Here is a 15191-nt window from a genome sequence, read left to right as displayed (position 1 = left end):
ACTCTGCGTCCACGGCGCGGAAGTTCGAGTGGGCACCGCCGTCAATGCAGAGTGAATGCGTCAGGCGCAACTAGGCCAGTAGGGGGCTCAGCCGCTTCGCGCACTCGTTCAGTGCCGGTACTTGCTTGGCCAACAACACATCCTGGTCTGAGCGGCCCGACATGCTCAACGCCGCGACCAGTCCGCCGGCGGGTGCCCTCACTGGAACCGCGACGCATGCGCAGTCCTCGCGAAGCTCGCCGGTCTGCGTGGCGAACCCGTTTTGCCGCACATCGTCGAGCCGGGCCAGTAACTCGTCGCTGACCGGCGCCAAACCGGCGAGATCCTGCTTCTCGGCCAACAGCAGCCTGCCGACGGCGGAACGATGCAGATGCCTGTTCAGTGTCGCCTCGTCGACGGGCGGCGGAAACTCACTGTCCAGATCCGCGGCGCGCACGGCGGTGTTGGTGAAGTAGAACAGATGCACGCCGAACCGCACGGATAGCCGCACTTCGGCGAGCACCTCACGCGCGGCCGTGCACACCGTCGGCGCGACCGCCGCATCGATCAGCACACCCATCCGATGTCCGAGCGAGAAGCCGGAAAGGTCGGGCAGCCGGACGATATACCCGTCAGCCACAAGCAGATTCAGCAGCCGATACGCGGTCGCCGACGGCATCGAAAGGTTCTCCGCGATCTCTTTGGCCGTTACACCAACGCCGGCCCGCGCCACTTCCTCCAGCACGCGCAGCGCACTCTGCACCGCCTTCGGCTGCCGACCCGACAGACTGCCGTCGGCCGGGCTCATCGCCGTACCATCCAGGGGTTGTAGTCGGCGAGCAGGTCGCCCTCGGTTGTCTCGTCGAACACCCCGACCCGCTCGCTCAGTCCAGGCACCCGCCGCAGCCGGAATGCGTACAGCGCAAATCCTGCGGCAAGCAGCCCGCCATATACGGCGGTCGCGATCCACACCGGCGACTCCAATGTCAATGCGGCCCAGACAATTATCGTGATCATCAGCACCGCTGTCGCGACACCGATCACCAGCGGCAGTCGGGTCAGCTCGCCGATGCGACGCAGGAACGCCGGTGTCGCCAGGCACACCAACAGATACGCGCCGACATACCCGTGCGCCGACACCGCGAGCAGTCCGATCAGCGCTTCTCTGCTCGACCCGGTCACCCATAGGTAGATCAGCGGCACCACCACGATGACCGGCATCGCGAGCAGGAGCGCGACATGCGGCGTGTGGAAGCGGCGATTGGTGCTGCCGACGACCCCGGGCACCACCCCCTCGCGGCCCATCGCGAACAAGGTGCGCGACAGCGCGGTCGTCGAACCGATGATGCACGCGAACCACGATGCCGTGATGCCGAGTTCCATCGCGATGGACAACGCCGTCGAACCCGCGCCCGCGCCGGCGGGCAGTGTCAGCACAATCGGCACGGAACCGATTCCCGCCCTGATGGTTTGGGTCGACTGCATGGCTGCGGCGAAGACGTAGAGCAGGCCGACGGCGATGGGCGTCCACCGAATGGCACGGGGCACGGTGACGAACGGCTTGCGGGCCTCGCGGGCCACGGTCCCCGCGCTTTCGAAGCCGACGAACGACGTGATCGCCAGCAGCAGCGCGAAGCCGAGTGCCGAATGCGACTGCCCCTCAGCCGCATCGGGCGGCGCGCGGCCACCGGCGATCGAGCCGCCGAATGCGATCACCAACACCACCGCCGCGACCACGATCGCAAACACCTCGACGGTCAGGGAGATCCTGGCGGACAATCGAATACCCCGGATCATCAACGTCAGTGCCACCGCGCCGACGACAAGAGCGAGCACGGTGATCGTCGCCGCGCCGCTCGGCACGCCGAGCCGGCTCAGCAGTGCGGCGAGGTAATTCGCCGCGCCGACGGAACTGGCCATCGCCGCCGCCGCGTATCCGACAACCAGCGACCAGCCCGCGGCGATCCCTGCTCCAGGGCCGAGGCCCTTGACCGTGTAGCTGTAGAGCCCGCTGACCGCGACCATGCGGGTGGCGAATTGGCCGACGCAATAGCCGACGGCCGCCATCAGCAGCGCCGTGACGACGAACACGCCGAGAGTCCAGCCACCCGCAGCCGGGATCACCAGCGCGGGCAGCGTCACCATGACCGCCGACGGCGCGACCGCAGACACCGACTGACCCAAGACCTGCGCGAACGACAACTGTCCTCGTCGCAGGCCCGAGACCGGTGAGCTGCTTCTGATCGGCCGCACGTCGCCCATCCTCCCGCGTCCACCGCCGTCTGGACGTTAACTTTGCGGATCGTCAAATGAGAATCACGATGACCGTCCAGCTGCTGACCGCCGGATATTGCACGCCAACAGGGCTGAACCGACGCGTGGAATGAGAATCAGCGCGCATTTGGAATGAGAATGTGAATTCGCCGAATTCCCATTCGAAATAAGTAGTGACTTCACTCACAACACGGCGTTACTTTTGCCCGCATGACTATTGCCGCCGAAGCCACCATGCTTGATCCGCGCGTCGTCGAATTCGTGTCTGCGCCCAAGCAGATGTTCGTCGACGGCCAGTGGGTCGACGCGCTTTCCGGCCGCCGCTTCGAGACCGTCGACCCCGCCACCGAAGCGGTCATCACGACCGTGCCGCACGGCGGGCCTGAGGACGTCGAGAAGGCTGTGCGGGCGGCGCGGCGCGCATTCGACGAGGGGCCGTGGCCATCGCTCACCCCGGCCCAGCGGCAGCAGATGATCTGGCGGATCGCCGACGGCATCACGTCCCGCGCCGACCAGTTCGCGCAACTGGAAACCCTCGACAACGGAAAGTCGGTCGCTGTCGCCAGGGCCGTCGACGTGACATGGGCCGCGGAGATCTTCTACTACTACGCCGGCTGGGCCACCAAGATCGAAGGCCGCACCATCGGAGTGTCGGTGCCGTGGGCGCCGGGCGCCCGGTTCCACGCCTTCACGCTGCGCGAGCCCGTCGGCGTGTGTGCGCAGATCATCCCGTGGAACTTTCCGCTGGTGATGGCGGCGTTCAAAGTCGCACCCGCGCTCGCGTGCGGTAACACCGTGATCCTCAAGCCCGCCGAACAGACGCCACTGACCGCGCTGCTGCTCGCCGAGGTCATCGCCGATGCCGGCGTGCCGGACGGAGTTGTCAACGTGCTCACCGGGTTCGGTGACGTCGGTGCGGCGCTGTCGGCGCATCCGGACGTCGACAAGGTCGCATTCACCGGGTCGACCGAGGTCGGCCGCAAGATCGTCAACGCCGCGTCAGGCAACCTGAAGAAGGTCTCGCTGGAACTCGGCGGCAAGAGCCCGCAGGTGGTGTTCGCCGACGCCGACCTGGATGCAGCGATTCCGGGTGCGGCCAGCGGCTTCCTGTTCAACCACGGCCAGACCTGCACGGCAGGCACCCGGCTCCTCGTCGAGGACCGTATCTTCGACGAGTTCACGCAGGGCGTGGCCGAACTCGCGCGTGCGCAGAGAATCGGCCCGGGGCTGGACCCGACCAACGACATCGGGCCGTTGGTCTCGCGCGAACAGCTGACGAAGGTCACCGGATATCTCGACGCCGGCGTCGCCGACGGCGCCCGTGCGCTGGCCGGCGGCGCCCGGCACGGCGACACCGGGTTCTACGTCCAGCCCAGCCTGCTCGTCGACGTGCGACCCGACTTCAGCGTGTACCGCGAGGAGATCTTCGGGCCGGTTGCCGTCGCGATCCCGTTCAACCGCGAGCAGGGTGTGCGTGCGGCCGCCAACGACACCCCGTACGGGCTGGCCGCCAGCGTGTGGACCCGCGACGTGTCGACCGCCCACGAGGTCGCCGCCCAGATCAAGGCGGGCACGGTGTGGATCAATTGCCATAACGCATTCGATACCGCCCTTCCATTCGGCGGCTACAAACAATCGGGCTGGGGCCGTGAACTCGGTGAGGGAGCGATCGCCGAATACACGCAGACGAAGGCTGTCAATATGGCCCTCTAACCCCAAACGCCGTCAAATGAGAATTCACCCCGAAACCATTCTCATTTCATTCATTTCAAGCTTCATGACGCCGCAACCCAAAACCCGATCCGAGACGAAAGCCTTATTGCCATGACAACAGATGCCCTCGCATCCGGACCGCAGGTCCGTGATCGCGAACCCCACCGCCTCGCAGGCCGGCTCGGCCCGGCCGCGATCGTCTTCATGGTCGTGGCGGCCGCCGCGCCGCTGACCGTCGTCGCCGGAACCTTCCCGATCGGGATCGCCGCCGGGAACGGCGCCGCTTACCCGGCGTCTTATCTGGTGTGCACCGCGGTCCTGATCCTGTTCGCGGTCGGCTTCACCGCGATGGCCCGACACGTGCCCGGCGCGGGCGCGTTCTACACCTACGTCGGTCACGGATTAGGCAGGCACCTGGGGCTCGGTGCCGCGTTCCTCGCGCTGCTGTCCTATACCGCGGTGCAGGGCGGGGTCTACGGCTATGTGGGCGCGGCGATCAATGAGCTCGTCACATCCCACGGTGGCCCGTCGGTGCCGTGGTACGTCTACGGCCTGGCGATGATGGCCGTGGTCGCGACACTGGGGTATCGGCATATCGAATTGTCGGGCAAGGTGCTCGGTGTTCTGCTGATCTGTGAGGTCGGCATCGTGATGGTGATCAACCTGGCCGTGATCGGCCACGGCGGCGACCACGGAATATCCACGGCAGCTTTCGATCCCGGCAAGTTCTTCACCGGCGCGCCGGGCATTGCACTGATCTTCGCGCTGGCCGGCTACATCGGTTTCGAAGCGACGGCCGTGTTCCGCGACGAGGCGCGCGACCCGGCGCGCACCATTCCACGCGCGACGTATCTGGCACTGCTGCTCATCGGCGGCTTCTATGCGCTGTCGAGCTGGGCGCTGGTCAGCGCGTGGGGAGATGACGGCGCAGTCAAGCTCGCAACCGGCAATCCCGAGGGCATGTTGACCGAGACCGCGACCCGTTATGTCGGCTCCATTGCGGGCGACCTCGTCCAGATCTTCTTGATCACCAGCCTCTTCGCCGCGCTGCTGTCATTCCACAATGTGCTTGCGCGCTATGTCTTTTCGCTCGGCAACACCGCGGCCCTGCCGTCGAAGTGCGGCCGCAGCCACACCAGGCATGCCTCGCCCCACGTGGCGTCGGCAGTGCAGACCGTTTCGGCGCTCGTCCTCGTCGTCGCGTCGGCGCTGGCCGGCCTCGATCCCGTCACTCAGGTGTTCGCCTGGTTCGTCGGGATCTCGTCGGTGGGCATCATCGCGCTGATGACGCTGACGTCCGTCGCGGTCGTCGTGTACTTCCGCCGCAGCAAGGTCGACACCAGAACCTGGCACACCCTCGTCGCGCCTGGCCTCGGATTGGTCGGGCTCGCCGTCCTACTCGTGATGACCGCCGTCAACCTGCCACTGCTCGTCGGCGGCTCGAGCACCACGGCCGCCGTGATCGGCGTGCTGCTGGTCGGCACGTTCGCAGGTGGCGCCGTACTGGCGGCGCTGCGACCCAACGCCGGCCGTCCTTCGATCGAAAAGGAGTACACCCGATGAGCACTGCCACCGTCGAGACCGTCGACCAAACCGCATCTGCGGCACCGGATCACCCGCTGACGCCGTTGACCGCCGACGAGATCCGTGCGGTGCGCCGCATCGTCGACGTCCACGGCCTTCTCGGCGAGAGCGTCCGATTCGTCTACACCGCACTCGAGGAGCCGCACAAGGAAACCGTGCTGGCCTTCTCGCCCGGCGACCCGATCGAGCGTCGTGCCCGAGTCTTGTTGCTGGACAGGGCAACCGGCCTGGGCGCCGACCTCGTCGTGTCCATCACCGGCGACCGCGTCGTCACGCAACAGTCGATCGACGCCGGAGCTGATGGCCACGTTCCGATCCTCGACCAGGAATTCGAGGACATCGAGGCGTTCCTGCTCGAGAGCGCCGAATGGCTGACCGCGATGCGCAAGCGCAACCTCAACCCGACCGATGTGCGCGCGGTCCCGTTGTCGGCAGGCGTATTCGGACACGAGGACGAGGTGGGCCGCCGCGTGGTGCGCGTGCTCGCGTTCTACCAGTACGACGAGGCCGACCTGCCGTGGGCGCACCCCATCGACGGGGTGGTCGCCTACGTCGACCTCACCGCGCGGCGAGTGACCAAGGTCATCGACGAGTTCGACCTCGCGGTGCCCGCCGAACGAGGGGAGTGGGACGCCGAACCGCACGCAGTACCCGCTCGCACCGATCTGAAGCCGATCGAGATCATCCAGCCCGAGGGCCCGAGCTTCTCCGTCGATGGCAACCAGATCACCTGGGCAGACTGGACTTTCAGGTTCGGCTTCGACATCCGCGAAGGCCTGACGCTGCATCAGATCGCGATCGGAGGACGGCCGGTGGTCTACCGCGCCTCGATCGCCGAGATGGTGGTGCCCTACGCCGATCCGTCGCCGGTGCGCTACTGGCAGAACTACTTCGACCAGGGCGAGTACCTATTCGGCCGTTACACGAACTCACTCGAGTTGGGCTGCGACTGCCTCGGGGAGATCAAGTATTTCGACGTGACAATCGCCGACGAGCACGGCGAGCCGAAGGTGCTGAAGAATGCGATCTGTCTGCACGAGGAGGACTTCGGCGTGCTGTGGAAGCACACCGACATGTTCAACGGCATGGCCGAGACCCGTCGCTCCAGGCGACTGGTCATCTCCTTCTTCTTGACCATCGGCAACTACGACTACGGGTTCTACTGGTACCTGTACCTCGACGGCACGATTCAACTCGAGGCCAAAGCGACTGGCATCGTGTTCACGTCGGCGTACCGGGGGCCCGACGGCTTTGCCACCGAGATGGCGCCCGGGCTTGGCGCACCGTTCCATCAGCATCTGTTCTCGGCACGGCTGGATATGGCGGTCGATGGAAACGTCAACGTCGTCGAGGAGGTCGACGCGGTCCCGGTGCCGATGGGCCCGGACAACCCGTGGGGCAATGCGTTCCGCGCACAGAAGACCAAACTCACCCGCGAGTCGGAGGCGCAGCGGGTAGCCGACAACCTCAAGGCGCGGGTTTGGCACGTCACGAACCCGACCAAACAGAACCGGCTGGGCCAGGACGTCGGCTACGCGCTGTACCCCGAGGGCCAACCTGTGCTGCTCGCCGACCCGTCCAGTTCGATCGCGCAGCGCGCAGCGTTTGCCACCAAGCACCTCTGGGTCACGAAATACGATCCAGCGGAACGGTATTCGGCCGGACAGTTCGTCAACCAGCATCCGGGTGGTGCGGGCCTGCCCGCATTCACTGCCGGGGACCGCAACATCGACGGCGAGGACATCGTCGTATGGCACACCTTTGGGCTGACGCATTTCCCGCGCCCGGAGGACTGGCCAGTGATGCCGGTGGACTACGCGGGGTTCAAGCTCAAGCCGCAGGGGTTCTTCGACCGCAACCCGGCGCTGAATGTTCCCGCTGCGCCGCGGGCCCACTGCTGCGACGATTGACTACTAGATCCGCCGAAACGGTATTCCAGCAGGAAAAGTCCGAGTGGAGGCCTGCTGGAATACAGTTTCGGCGCCGAAAGGGATGAGTTTCGCGCGAACGATGTGTCTACACCTGTATGAGGAGTGAGATGTTCACCGCCACGTCCGCCACCCTCGGGCGACGGGCGTGCGCGGTGCTCGCACTGAGTTCAGCGGGGTTGCATGCCGCCATGCTGGGGCACGCGTCGAATGCCCTGGCAGGTGGTCTGCTGGCCGCGATGATCGTGGCCTGCGTGTACTGCGCGCGCGATCTGTGGACGCAGGGGTCGCTACGCGCGTGGTGTGTGGTCGGCTTGATGAACATCGCGATGATCGCGGTGCATCTGCCGATGCCGGCCCATCATCACCACATGCAGATGGGGTCCATGGGCCAGCAGTCGACGCTGATGGGTCTCGCAACGGGGATCGCCGCGGTGGAGGTGGCCGTCGCGATGGCGGTGCTGTACTACCGCACGCGCCGCCACGCGCAACTGGTCATCGGTACACGAACCCGCTGACGCCAAATCGGTTGTTGAGATCCGGTCCGCCGAGGAAAACTGTCCACGGAGGAGGCGATGATGGTCGAGGTTGGGCCGCATAGCGCGTTCGCGGTGAACAAGATCGGGTTCGACCGGACACCGTTTCCGCTGAGTTTCGCCGTTCGTACGGTCGGCGCGGCATGGGTGGTTGACGCAACCGCGGCGCAGGCTGCCGAACTGGCCGATGTGCTCCAGCGCGCGGCGAACGACACGATCGTGGTGGTGAGCCTGGGGGGCACCTACTTTCTGGATGATGGGCAGCAGCTGTTCTCGCCGTCGCAGATCGCGGCAGCGCAGGGCATCAGCCACCAGGTCCACCGCCTCGACGGGCTGACGTCCACTGACGTGAGCGAGGAAGCGTTGGTGATTCGAAGGGACGATCTGCCTCGGTTTCTCGATGGTTGGACGCCTTACGACTTGGTGTGGGTTGACGTGTCCGGCGCGCCGACGCCCCAACACATCGATGAGATTGCTCTCGCCATTGGCACGATGAATCGCGGCGACGCGGTCTTACCCGAGATTGTCGGCTCGCGGGTGTGTTTTTTTGGACATGACGACTGCTACGTCACTGTCGAGTCCATGGAATCGGCAGTGCCCCCGGCAGTTTTCAGTCGCCTGTTGGCCCTGCTGATCGGTTCGGCGTTGGCAGATGTGTCGCCGGTCGACGTATCAGATCCGGGCGCAGAGGTAGTGGAAACACTCATCGAGCAAAGCTCATCCTGGGGCGGATGGCTTAGCGCCGTGTCGCAGGCTTCGATAACTGTCGACTTGGCTGCAATGCCTGAACCGTGGCGGCTCGGTCAGCGGCTTCCAGAACGCGTTGATCGCAGTGTGACTTACGATGTCAACCAACGGGTTTGGCTTTCCTCGTAGGACAACAGCAACGCGTAGTTGGTCATCGGTATACCAGCCCGCTGAGCCGCATCGCCAGCGCACGTTGCACCGCCGGGATCCGGCCGACCGCACTGATCGCCACGTTGCGAATAGGGCGCAGTGCCCGTGGCAGGGTCGCCAAACGCGTTAGCCTGTCGGTCATTTCGACGATCTGCTGTGCAATGGGGCGCCGCGCCGCGGTGTACTCGTCGAGCACGCTGTCGGGAGCGCCGCCGAGCACCGCGGCCAGGGCGTCGGCCAGCGCGACACCGTCCTGGATGCCGAGGTTCATGCCCTGCCCTCCTGCGGGGCTGTGCACATGGGCGGCATCGCCTGCGAGCAGCAGCCGCCCGGCGCGGTACGTGTCGGCGACGCGGTGGTGGATCCGGAAGCGCGAGCCCCAGATGACCTCGGTGACGACCATCCGCCCGACACCGAGGCCGCGCTCGTCGAGCAGCTGCTGAACGAACTCCGCCGACGGCTCCTCGGGCGCATCGGGAACTGGCGCCACGATGCGGAAGATGTCGCCGGGGAGCGGGGCTACCACGGTCAGACCCGCCTTCGCCCAGAACAGGATGACCTCATCCGCCGGTACGTCGCCCCGCAGTCGGACGTCGGCCAGCGTGAACGACTCCTGATAGACGTCGCCCTCGAAGCCGATGCCTGCCTGCTCGCGCACGGTGCTGTGGATCCCGTCGGCTCCCACCACATAGCGCGCCCTGATCACGTCACCGTCGTCGAACGTGGCCGTCACGCCGTCGGCGTCCTGCCGTACTGACGCCAGCCGCTTCGGCCGGACGACCGTGCCGCCCAGTTCGGTCAACCGATCGAGCAGTAACCGCTCGGTGGTCGCCTGCGGGACCATCAGTGAGTACGCATAATCGGTCGGCAGCGCTGAGAAGTCGACAGGGATCAGGGTGCGGCTGCCGTCGCGAATCGTGAAGCGCGGCGCCTGCACACCCTCCTTGACCAGTCGCCGCGACACGTCGAGACCCGCAAGGACCTCGAGAGTGCGCGAATTGACCACGGCGGCGCGCGACGTGTTGGCGCCCGCAGTTTGTGCGTCCACCACCGTGGTCGCCACACCCTTGTTGACCAGCGACGCGGCCAGTGTCAATCCGCTCGGGCCCGCCCCGACAACCAGGACATCCGTGTCGTACATTTCGTCTCCTTCAGTTCAATGCCAACGCTTGTTGGCATAACTATGCGCCAGCCCCGGGACGTATGTCAACAGGCGTTGGCCTACACTTGTTGGCATGCGCAGATCCTCTACGGAAACGAAGGCGGTGATCTTGGCCGCGGCCAAGCAGCGGTTCGCCGAGTCGGGCTATGAACGCGCCACCATCCGGGCCATCGCGGCCGACGCGAACATCGATCCGTCGATGGTGATGCGCTACTTCGGCAACAAGGACCAGCTGTTCGCCGCGGCCGCCGACTTCGACCTCGAGTTGCCCGATTTCTCCGAGGTGGACGTGCATCAATTGGGCGCCAAGCTGGTGACGTACTTCATGGATCGATGGGAGCGCGACGAAGCGCTGGTGGTGTTGCTGAGGTCCGCGACCACCAATCCCGAAGCGGCGCAACGCATGCGAGAGATCTTCGCGGCTCAGCTGATGCCAGTGATCGCAAAGGTGAAACCGGACGCGCCGGAACGCCGGGCGGGGTTGGTGGCAACACAGATGATCGGGCTGGCGATGTGCCGCTACGTTCTGCAGCTGCCTCCAGTGGTGGAGATGACGCACGCCGAGGTGGTCGCGTGGCTCGGACCGACGATCCAGCGATACCTCGACGGGCCGCAATAACTAATCGCGAGTTGTTTCGATTGGTGATAGCGAGCAAATTCTGTCCACTAAACGAAACGCGGGGCGGTTCATGGCGCCGGCCTCAAATGGAACATAGGGAAACACCCGATTCCTCCTGTTTACATGGGCGGCAGGGTGGGTATCGACGGCTGCGGGGGGTCGTTGGGGCTGGGAACAGACGCGATCACAGCGGCTTGCCAGCAAAGGAAGTTAAATCCAACAAAAGGGGAGAGACCTATGTCATTTGCAAAGAAGGCCATCGCCGGCATCGCGCTGTCGGGCGCCCTGGCCGTGCCTGGAATCGCATTGGCGGCGACGAGTTCAGCCGACGCCAACACGACCGGCGGTTACTGCGTCAAGTCAGCACGAGGATGCCAAGCAGCCCTTGATGCCGGCGCCCAGGGCGGATCGGGCGCGGGCTCGGGTGCGTTTGGCGCCTTCGGGAACTTCGGCGACGTGCAGCATGACTGGCGCGGCGGGGCCAACGGCTTCCAGACGGGGTTGAACAACTCGGCACTCGCCGGAAACCGTCAGAGCACGCAATCTGACCCGACGCCCTGACCTCAGTGCGGCCGAGCGACCCGTGCCTAGGTGGCAGGGGTCGCTTTGGTTCTGGGCGCTGCCCGAGACCTCGGTGGCAGGCACCGTCATGGCTGTGGTCTCCTAGGCACCGTGCCAAGTGGTGACGCCGGCTCGACAATCGCTCTCGTCCTGATCGCCACCACCACGCTCGTAGCCTGCGCCACGCTCGGCGGAGGGCTCTACGAATTCCTGGTCGTCGACCCCGTCTGGCCCAAGCGGCCCGGCATCATCCAACCCCGCAACGGGGGCGTCTCGCGGGCGCGGTTCTGGGTGCCGGTGCACACCGTCTTCGAGATGCTGTTGATCGTCACGCTGGTGGTGGCCTGGGGTCACGCCGACGTCCGGACCGCCTTGTTGGTGGCGCTGGTGAGCCACGCCGCGATGCGGGTGTGGTCGTTGGCCGACTTCGTGCCGAAGGCAGTTGCTTTCGAGAAAGCAGACCCCGCCACGATCGATGAGGCGGCGGCGGTCCGGTGGACCCGCCGCAGCCTGTTACGACTGCCGCTCGACGTGATCACGTGTGGCGCGATGCTCGTGGCGTTGGTTGGGTATAGCTGAGCCATGACGATCTCGAGCGACGATGTGCGCCGCCTGCTGCAGTCCGACGAGCCGGACACCGTGCTGGTGTTGGTGGAGGGGCGAACCGAGGTGATCGGCTCCGGCCAGCTCGCCTCGGATCAGTACCGCGGTGCGCTCGAAGTCATCTCCCGCGACGACCTGGCGAAACGGTTGGGCGACACGCCATCCGAGCACGATGTGGCCGAACAAGCAGCCTTGCTCGATTCGGCGGTCAGCGAGATGGGCGGATAGCTCTCACGGCCAGCCCACACCGGGCGCTGGTGCGTCGACGACGAGGACCTGCCCGGTTCGCGCGGCAAGTGCGCTCTCCACGCCGTCGGTCCCACGCCATTCGGCCGCCATCATGAAAAGTGTTCTGCCAGTTGGTCCGCCGAGCATCGCCGCGAATATCGCGCGGTCGTGTTCGATCCGCTGCAGCACCCTGCCGCCTTCTTCGACGCGTATGCAGGCACCTTCGGGGGCGTCGGAGCGGCCGGTGTGCGTGCGCGTGTCCGCGGCCTGCGTCCACACCGCGCCGTCGGCGTCCAGACAGATCCCGTCGGGGCCCACGTTGTCCGCCCACACCCGGCGGTTCGACAGGCCGCCATCGGCTTCGATGTCGAAGGCAGTCAGCCGACCGGCGAACGACTCGGAAATGATGAGCGTCGAATTGTCGGGCGTGATCACCATCCCATTGGGAAAGTCGATATCGGTGGCGACGCAACGCGCGGTGCCGTCGGGCGTGACCAGCGCGATGATCCCGGGTTCGGGCGGCGCGCCGCCGAGGAAATCGAATGCGAAGCCGTTGAGGTAGATGTTGCCGCGGCCGTCGACCACGATCTCGTTCCAGTTCTGGTCGGCGACTGCTTTGAGATCGGCATGCGCCACCATCGACCCGTCGGGTTCCTGCCGCATCAGCTCGGGGCCGGTGACGAGGAGCCGGCCGTCAGGCAGCCAGTCGATCGACCAACCCAATCCGGGCGGTCCTTGCGCGACGACTTCGCTGCGCCCGTCCATGTCGACCGCGACGACTTCACCGGTTCCCCAGTGCGCGAACCAGAGTCGATCGTCGTGCCATCGCGGTGATTCCACGTAGGCGAGTCCGTCCAGCAGTACGCGTGGTGTGTTCATACGGCTATGACGAGTCGGCGATCATCGAATCGACAGCGTGTCGTGTAACGGTATGCGGTTGTTGACCAACGCAAGGACTCCAGCAATCGATCCTGTGAAAGCGTGACTACGCGTTATACACTCATGTGCTGCTATTTTCGGCAGCAGAAATTCGAGGTGCCAGGTTCATGGCAAACGGATACGAACTTCACGGAACCCTGCTGGAGGCATGCTCTTGTGGCGTGCTGTGCCCCTGTTGGATTGGCGAGGATCCCGACCAGGGAACGTGTGATGCGTTCAACGCCTACCACTTCGACCGCGGCACCATCGGCGATGTCGACGTCAGCGGCCGAACCTTCGTCCGCGTCGTGCAGATCCCTGGCAACGTGCTCACACCGGGCAGTTGGCGGCAGGTGGTGTTCATCGACGACGGCGCTACCGGCGACCAACGTCAAGCAATCCTCGATGCCTACGACGGAAAACTGGGCGGACCACTCGCCGATCTGGCGGCGTTGATCGGCGAGACGGTGGCTGTCCACGATGCGCCGATCAAGCACGAAGTCAGTGATGGCACCGGAATGCTCGAGATCGGTGATGTCGTCCAGGCGACGATGCGTCCCTTCAAAGGGCCCGACGGCACCGTCACGACGTTGCGGGACTCGCTGTTCTCGACGGTGCCGGGCACGCCCGCGTATGTCGCCGTGGCCGACTCGCACGACGTGAACCTTCCGCAATACGACATGGTGTGGTCGTTCACCGGCCGCAATGCCATTCAGGCCGACTACCACATCTCCTACACCCCGTGACGAGCGCGCCGCAGGGCGCCCTCACCACCCCGCGGCGCCGCGTGCCTGCCGTCGTCATAGTCGTGATCGCTTGTGCGTGGGCGCTTGTCATCCTGGCGCAGGTCACCGGGCGAGCCGGGCACCTCCATCACGGAGCGTTGATCGAGGGCGATCAGTCGCTGGTCATCGCTCTTGGGTTCTTCCTGCTGGCGTGGCAGGTGATGATCGCGGCCATGATGCTGCCGTCGAGCCTGCCTTTCTTCCGGCTCTTCGCGGCGGTGTCGGCGGCCGCGCCTCATCCACGCGCCACGGTCGCGGCATTCCTGGCGGGATACCTGTTGGTATGGACGGGATTTGGCGCGTTTGCGTTCGTGGCCGACATCGCCCTGCACCACACCGTCGACGCCAGTCCGTGGCTTTCGGAGCATTCGTGGCTGATCGCTGCAGGAGTGCTGGCATTGGCGGGGCTGTTCCAGTTCACGCCGCTCAAGGATCGCTGCCTGAACAAGTGCCGGCACCCTGGCGCCTACCTGCTGCCACGCTATCGGCGCGGCGTCAGATCCGCATTTACTCTCGGCGGTGGCCACGGGCTGTTCTGCTTGGGTTGCTGTTGGGCACTGATGTTGGTGATGTTCGCGACGGGCGTTGCGAACCTCATCTGGATGGCCGCGCTGACGGTGCTCATGGTCTACGAAAAGACCGCGAGGGCCGGGCAGCGGGTGGTCCCGTTGGCCGGCGTTGTCCTGCTCGGCGGCGCGGTGCTGGTGCTCGCCCTTTCGCCGTGGCTGCCGTCAGGCGTCATGAGTACGAACTAGGCTTCGATCTCGCCCGCGATCCTGCGTTCGATGCTGGCGCGGGTGGCCGCCGGCAGCACGAGGAGCCCGTCGAGTTCCCGTTGCGCACGGGCGTATGCGCTCTGTCGCTCCTGCGGCGTGGCCCCGTTGTCCGACGCGAGGCGCAACAGATGTTGCGCGCGCTCCAGCCGCTCCTGCGCTTCGGCCGAGAAATCACTGCGGCGTCGCCTGATCGCCTCCGACTCCGCGACGTCGAAGGCGGCAACGTATTCGCCTACGGCGTCGCGGTATTCGAGCTGCGCATTGCGATCACCCAGGATGTCGTCCACCGAGTCGGGTCGCAGCCAGTCCGCGCGGCTCTTGGCTTTGTGGAATGCCATGGTCAACGGATCCCGCACGTCGGTCATCAACGGGAAGTCCAACAGCTTGGCGATGTCTATCTCGTATTCCAGCCAGCGCGCGTCGGTGCGATTGTGGCGCTCGAGAACCTTGCTCATCTCGCGCCGGTAGCCGGCTTGATTCTTCTGCGCCCTGCCGGACGCCTCCGCGAGCGCGACCTTCGTCTCCTGTTTGATGCGGTACCGCTCGAGCCGACGCTGCGCCCGTCGTTCATTGGCCACCGCGACCGTCCGCACGGCCCCGCCGATCGCACCCATGAACGGGAAGACCA

16 protein-coding genes are annotated in these 15191 nt (G+C 65.6%); 11 read left to right on the top strand and 5 right to left on the bottom strand.

The features are described from left to right. Positions 1-70: 70 nt before the first annotated feature. Together J3E61_RS04085 and J3E61_RS04080 are read right to left on the bottom strand one after the other, a co-directional pair. Positions 71-787 carry a helix-turn-helix domain-containing protein gene (locus tag J3E61_RS04085; RefSeq protein WP_210082708.1) on the bottom strand — a complete coding sequence of 239 codons (717 nt, stop codon included), beginning with the start codon at positions 785-787 and terminating at the stop codon, positions 71-73. Then, a complete protein-coding gene (locus tag J3E61_RS04080; protein ID WP_210082707.1) occupies positions 784-2241 on the bottom strand; it encodes an APC family permease in 1458 nt (485 codons plus the stop codon). Before J3E61_RS04080 ends, J3E61_RS04085 begins: the two co-directional genes overlap by 4 nt. A 222-nt stretch (positions 2242-2463) precedes the next feature. On the opposite strand from J3E61_RS04080, the gene J3E61_RS04075 reads away from it, so the two are divergent. The 5 genes from J3E61_RS04075 (at position 2464) to J3E61_RS04055 (ending at position 8890) form a co-directional block, all read left to right on the top strand. Continuing rightward, positions 2464-3966 carry an aldehyde dehydrogenase family protein gene (locus J3E61_RS04075; RefSeq protein WP_210082706.1) on the top strand — a complete coding sequence of 501 codons (1503 nt, stop codon included), beginning with the start codon at positions 2464-2466 and terminating at the stop codon, positions 3964-3966. A gap of 111 nt (positions 3967-4077) precedes the next feature. Further along, a complete protein-coding gene (locus tag J3E61_RS04070; RefSeq protein ID WP_210082705.1) occupies positions 4078-5529 on the top strand; it encodes an APC family permease in 1452 nt (483 codons plus the stop codon). Next, a complete protein-coding gene (locus J3E61_RS04065) occupies positions 5526-7460 on the top strand; it encodes a primary-amine oxidase (RefSeq protein ID WP_210082704.1) in 1935 nt (644 codons plus the stop codon). Before J3E61_RS04070 ends, J3E61_RS04065 begins: the two co-directional genes overlap by 4 nt. Positions 7461-7588: 128 nt before the next feature. Then, positions 7589-7996: a hypothetical protein gene (locus J3E61_RS04060; protein ID WP_210082703.1), complete on the top strand. Its 408-nt coding sequence runs from the start codon at positions 7589-7591 to the stop codon at positions 7994-7996. Positions 7997-8056: 60 nt separating this feature from the next. Next, positions 8057-8890 (top strand): hypothetical protein, encoded by an 834-nt coding sequence (locus J3E61_RS04055; RefSeq protein WP_210082702.1) that lies wholly within the window; start codon positions 8057-8059, stop codon positions 8888-8890. Between the two features lie 22 nt (positions 8891-8912). Here the strand turns inward: J3E61_RS04055 and J3E61_RS04050 are convergent, their stop codons facing one another. Beyond that, positions 8913-10052 (bottom strand): FAD-dependent monooxygenase, encoded by a 1140-nt coding sequence (locus J3E61_RS04050; RefSeq protein WP_210082701.1) that lies wholly within the window; start codon positions 10050-10052, stop codon positions 8913-8915. 94 nt (positions 10053-10146) lie between these two features. Between J3E61_RS04050 and J3E61_RS04045 the strand changes: the two genes are divergently transcribed. The 4 genes from J3E61_RS04045 to J3E61_RS04030 all read left to right on the top strand — a co-directional run bounded on the left by J3E61_RS04045 (position 10147) and on the right by J3E61_RS04030 (position 12084). Beyond that, a complete protein-coding gene (locus tag J3E61_RS04045; RefSeq protein WP_210082700.1) occupies positions 10147-10692 on the top strand; it encodes a TetR family transcriptional regulator in 546 nt (181 codons plus the stop codon). Positions 10693-10929: 237 nt separating this feature from the next. Further along, the gene (locus J3E61_RS04040; protein WP_192724021.1) at positions 10930-11253 is read left to right on the top strand and encodes a hypothetical protein; all 324 of its coding nucleotides are present in this window, start codon (positions 10930-10932) and stop codon (positions 11251-11253) included. A 150-nt stretch (positions 11254-11403) separates the two neighbouring features. Beyond that, positions 11404-11832 (top strand): hypothetical protein, encoded by a 429-nt coding sequence (locus tag J3E61_RS04035; RefSeq protein WP_210085421.1) that lies wholly within the window; start codon positions 11404-11406, stop codon positions 11830-11832. A gap of 3 nt (positions 11833-11835) precedes the next feature. Then, positions 11836-12084, top strand: a complete 249-nt coding sequence (locus tag J3E61_RS04030) for a hypothetical protein (RefSeq protein WP_192724020.1) — start codon at positions 11836-11838, stop codon at positions 12082-12084. A 3-nt stretch (positions 12085-12087) separates the two neighbouring features. On the opposite strand, the gene J3E61_RS04025 is transcribed toward J3E61_RS04030, so the two are convergent. Then, positions 12088-12963 (bottom strand): SMP-30/gluconolactonase/LRE family protein, encoded by an 876-nt coding sequence (locus J3E61_RS04025; RefSeq protein ID WP_210082699.1) that lies wholly within the window; start codon positions 12961-12963, stop codon positions 12088-12090. A 167-nt stretch (positions 12964-13130) separates the two neighbouring features. On the opposite strand from J3E61_RS04025, the gene J3E61_RS04020 reads away from it, so the two are divergent. Both J3E61_RS04020 and J3E61_RS04015 read left to right on the top strand, forming a co-directional pair. Then, positions 13131-13748, top strand: a complete 618-nt coding sequence (locus J3E61_RS04020; RefSeq protein WP_192724018.1) for a DUF1326 domain-containing protein — start codon at positions 13131-13133, stop codon at positions 13746-13748. Next, positions 13745-14542 carry a DUF2182 domain-containing protein gene (locus J3E61_RS04015; protein ID WP_210082698.1) on the top strand — a complete coding sequence of 266 codons (798 nt, stop codon included), beginning with the start codon at positions 13745-13747 and terminating at the stop codon, positions 14540-14542. The genes J3E61_RS04020 and J3E61_RS04015 overlap by 4 nt, the downstream gene beginning before the upstream one ends. Here J3E61_RS04015 and J3E61_RS04010 read toward each other — a convergent pair. Then, positions 14539-15177: a hypothetical protein gene (locus J3E61_RS04010; protein ID WP_210085420.1), complete on the bottom strand. Its 639-nt coding sequence runs from the start codon at positions 15175-15177 to the stop codon at positions 14539-14541. The two genes, J3E61_RS04015 and J3E61_RS04010, sit on opposite strands and share 4 nt — an antisense overlap. Positions 15178-15191: the final 14 nt, after the last annotated feature.

It is taken from the genome of Mycobacterium sp. OAE908 (assembly GCF_017872775.1).
GTDB lineage: Bacteria > Actinomycetota > Actinomycetes > Mycobacteriales > Mycobacteriaceae > Mycobacterium.
This window is presented reverse-complemented; position numbering and strand designations above follow the sequence as displayed.

What these genes read in the sequence shown, in the direction of transcription:
- J3E61_RS04085 (WP_210082708.1), bottom strand. Translation starts at nt 787, where the DNA reads ATGAGCCCGGCCGACGGCAGTCTGTCGGGTCGGCAGCCGAAGGCGGTG.
- J3E61_RS04080 (WP_210082707.1), bottom strand. Translation starts at nt 2,241, where the DNA reads ATGGGCGACGTGCGGCCGATCAGAAGCAGCTCACCGGTCTCGGGCCTG.
- J3E61_RS04075 (WP_210082706.1), top strand. Translation starts at nt 2,464, where the DNA reads ATGACTATTGCCGCCGAAGCCACCATGCTTGATCCGCGCGTCGTCGAA.
- J3E61_RS04070 (WP_210082705.1), top strand. Translation starts at nt 4,078, where the DNA reads ATGACAACAGATGCCCTCGCATCCGGACCGCAGGTCCGTGATCGCGAA.
- J3E61_RS04065 (WP_210082704.1), top strand. Translation starts at nt 5,526, where the DNA reads ATGAGCACTGCCACCGTCGAGACCGTCGACCAAACCGCATCTGCGGCA.
- J3E61_RS04060 (WP_210082703.1), top strand. Translation starts at nt 7,589, where the DNA reads ATGTTCACCGCCACGTCCGCCACCCTCGGGCGACGGGCGTGCGCGGTG.
- J3E61_RS04055 (WP_210082702.1), top strand. Translation starts at nt 8,057, where the DNA reads ATGGTCGAGGTTGGGCCGCATAGCGCGTTCGCGGTGAACAAGATCGGG.
- J3E61_RS04050 (WP_210082701.1), bottom strand. Translation starts at nt 10,052, where the DNA reads ATGTACGACACGGATGTCCTGGTTGTCGGGGCGGGCCCGAGCGGATTG.
- J3E61_RS04045 (WP_210082700.1), top strand. Translation starts at nt 10,147, where the DNA reads ATGCGCAGATCCTCTACGGAAACGAAGGCGGTGATCTTGGCCGCGGCC.
- J3E61_RS04040 (WP_192724021.1), top strand. Translation starts at nt 10,930, where the DNA reads ATGTCATTTGCAAAGAAGGCCATCGCCGGCATCGCGCTGTCGGGCGCC.
- J3E61_RS04030 (WP_192724020.1), top strand. Translation starts at nt 11,836, where the DNA reads ATGACGATCTCGAGCGACGATGTGCGCCGCCTGCTGCAGTCCGACGAG.
- J3E61_RS04025 (WP_210082699.1), bottom strand. Translation starts at nt 12,963, where the DNA reads ATGAACACACCACGCGTACTGCTGGACGGACTCGCCTACGTGGAATCA.
- J3E61_RS04020 (WP_192724018.1), top strand. Translation starts at nt 13,131, where the DNA reads ATGGCAAACGGATACGAACTTCACGGAACCCTGCTGGAGGCATGCTCT.
- J3E61_RS04010 (WP_210085420.1), bottom strand. Translation starts at nt 15,177, where the DNA reads ATGGGTGCGATCGGCGGGGCCGTGCGGACGGTCGCGGTGGCCAATGAA.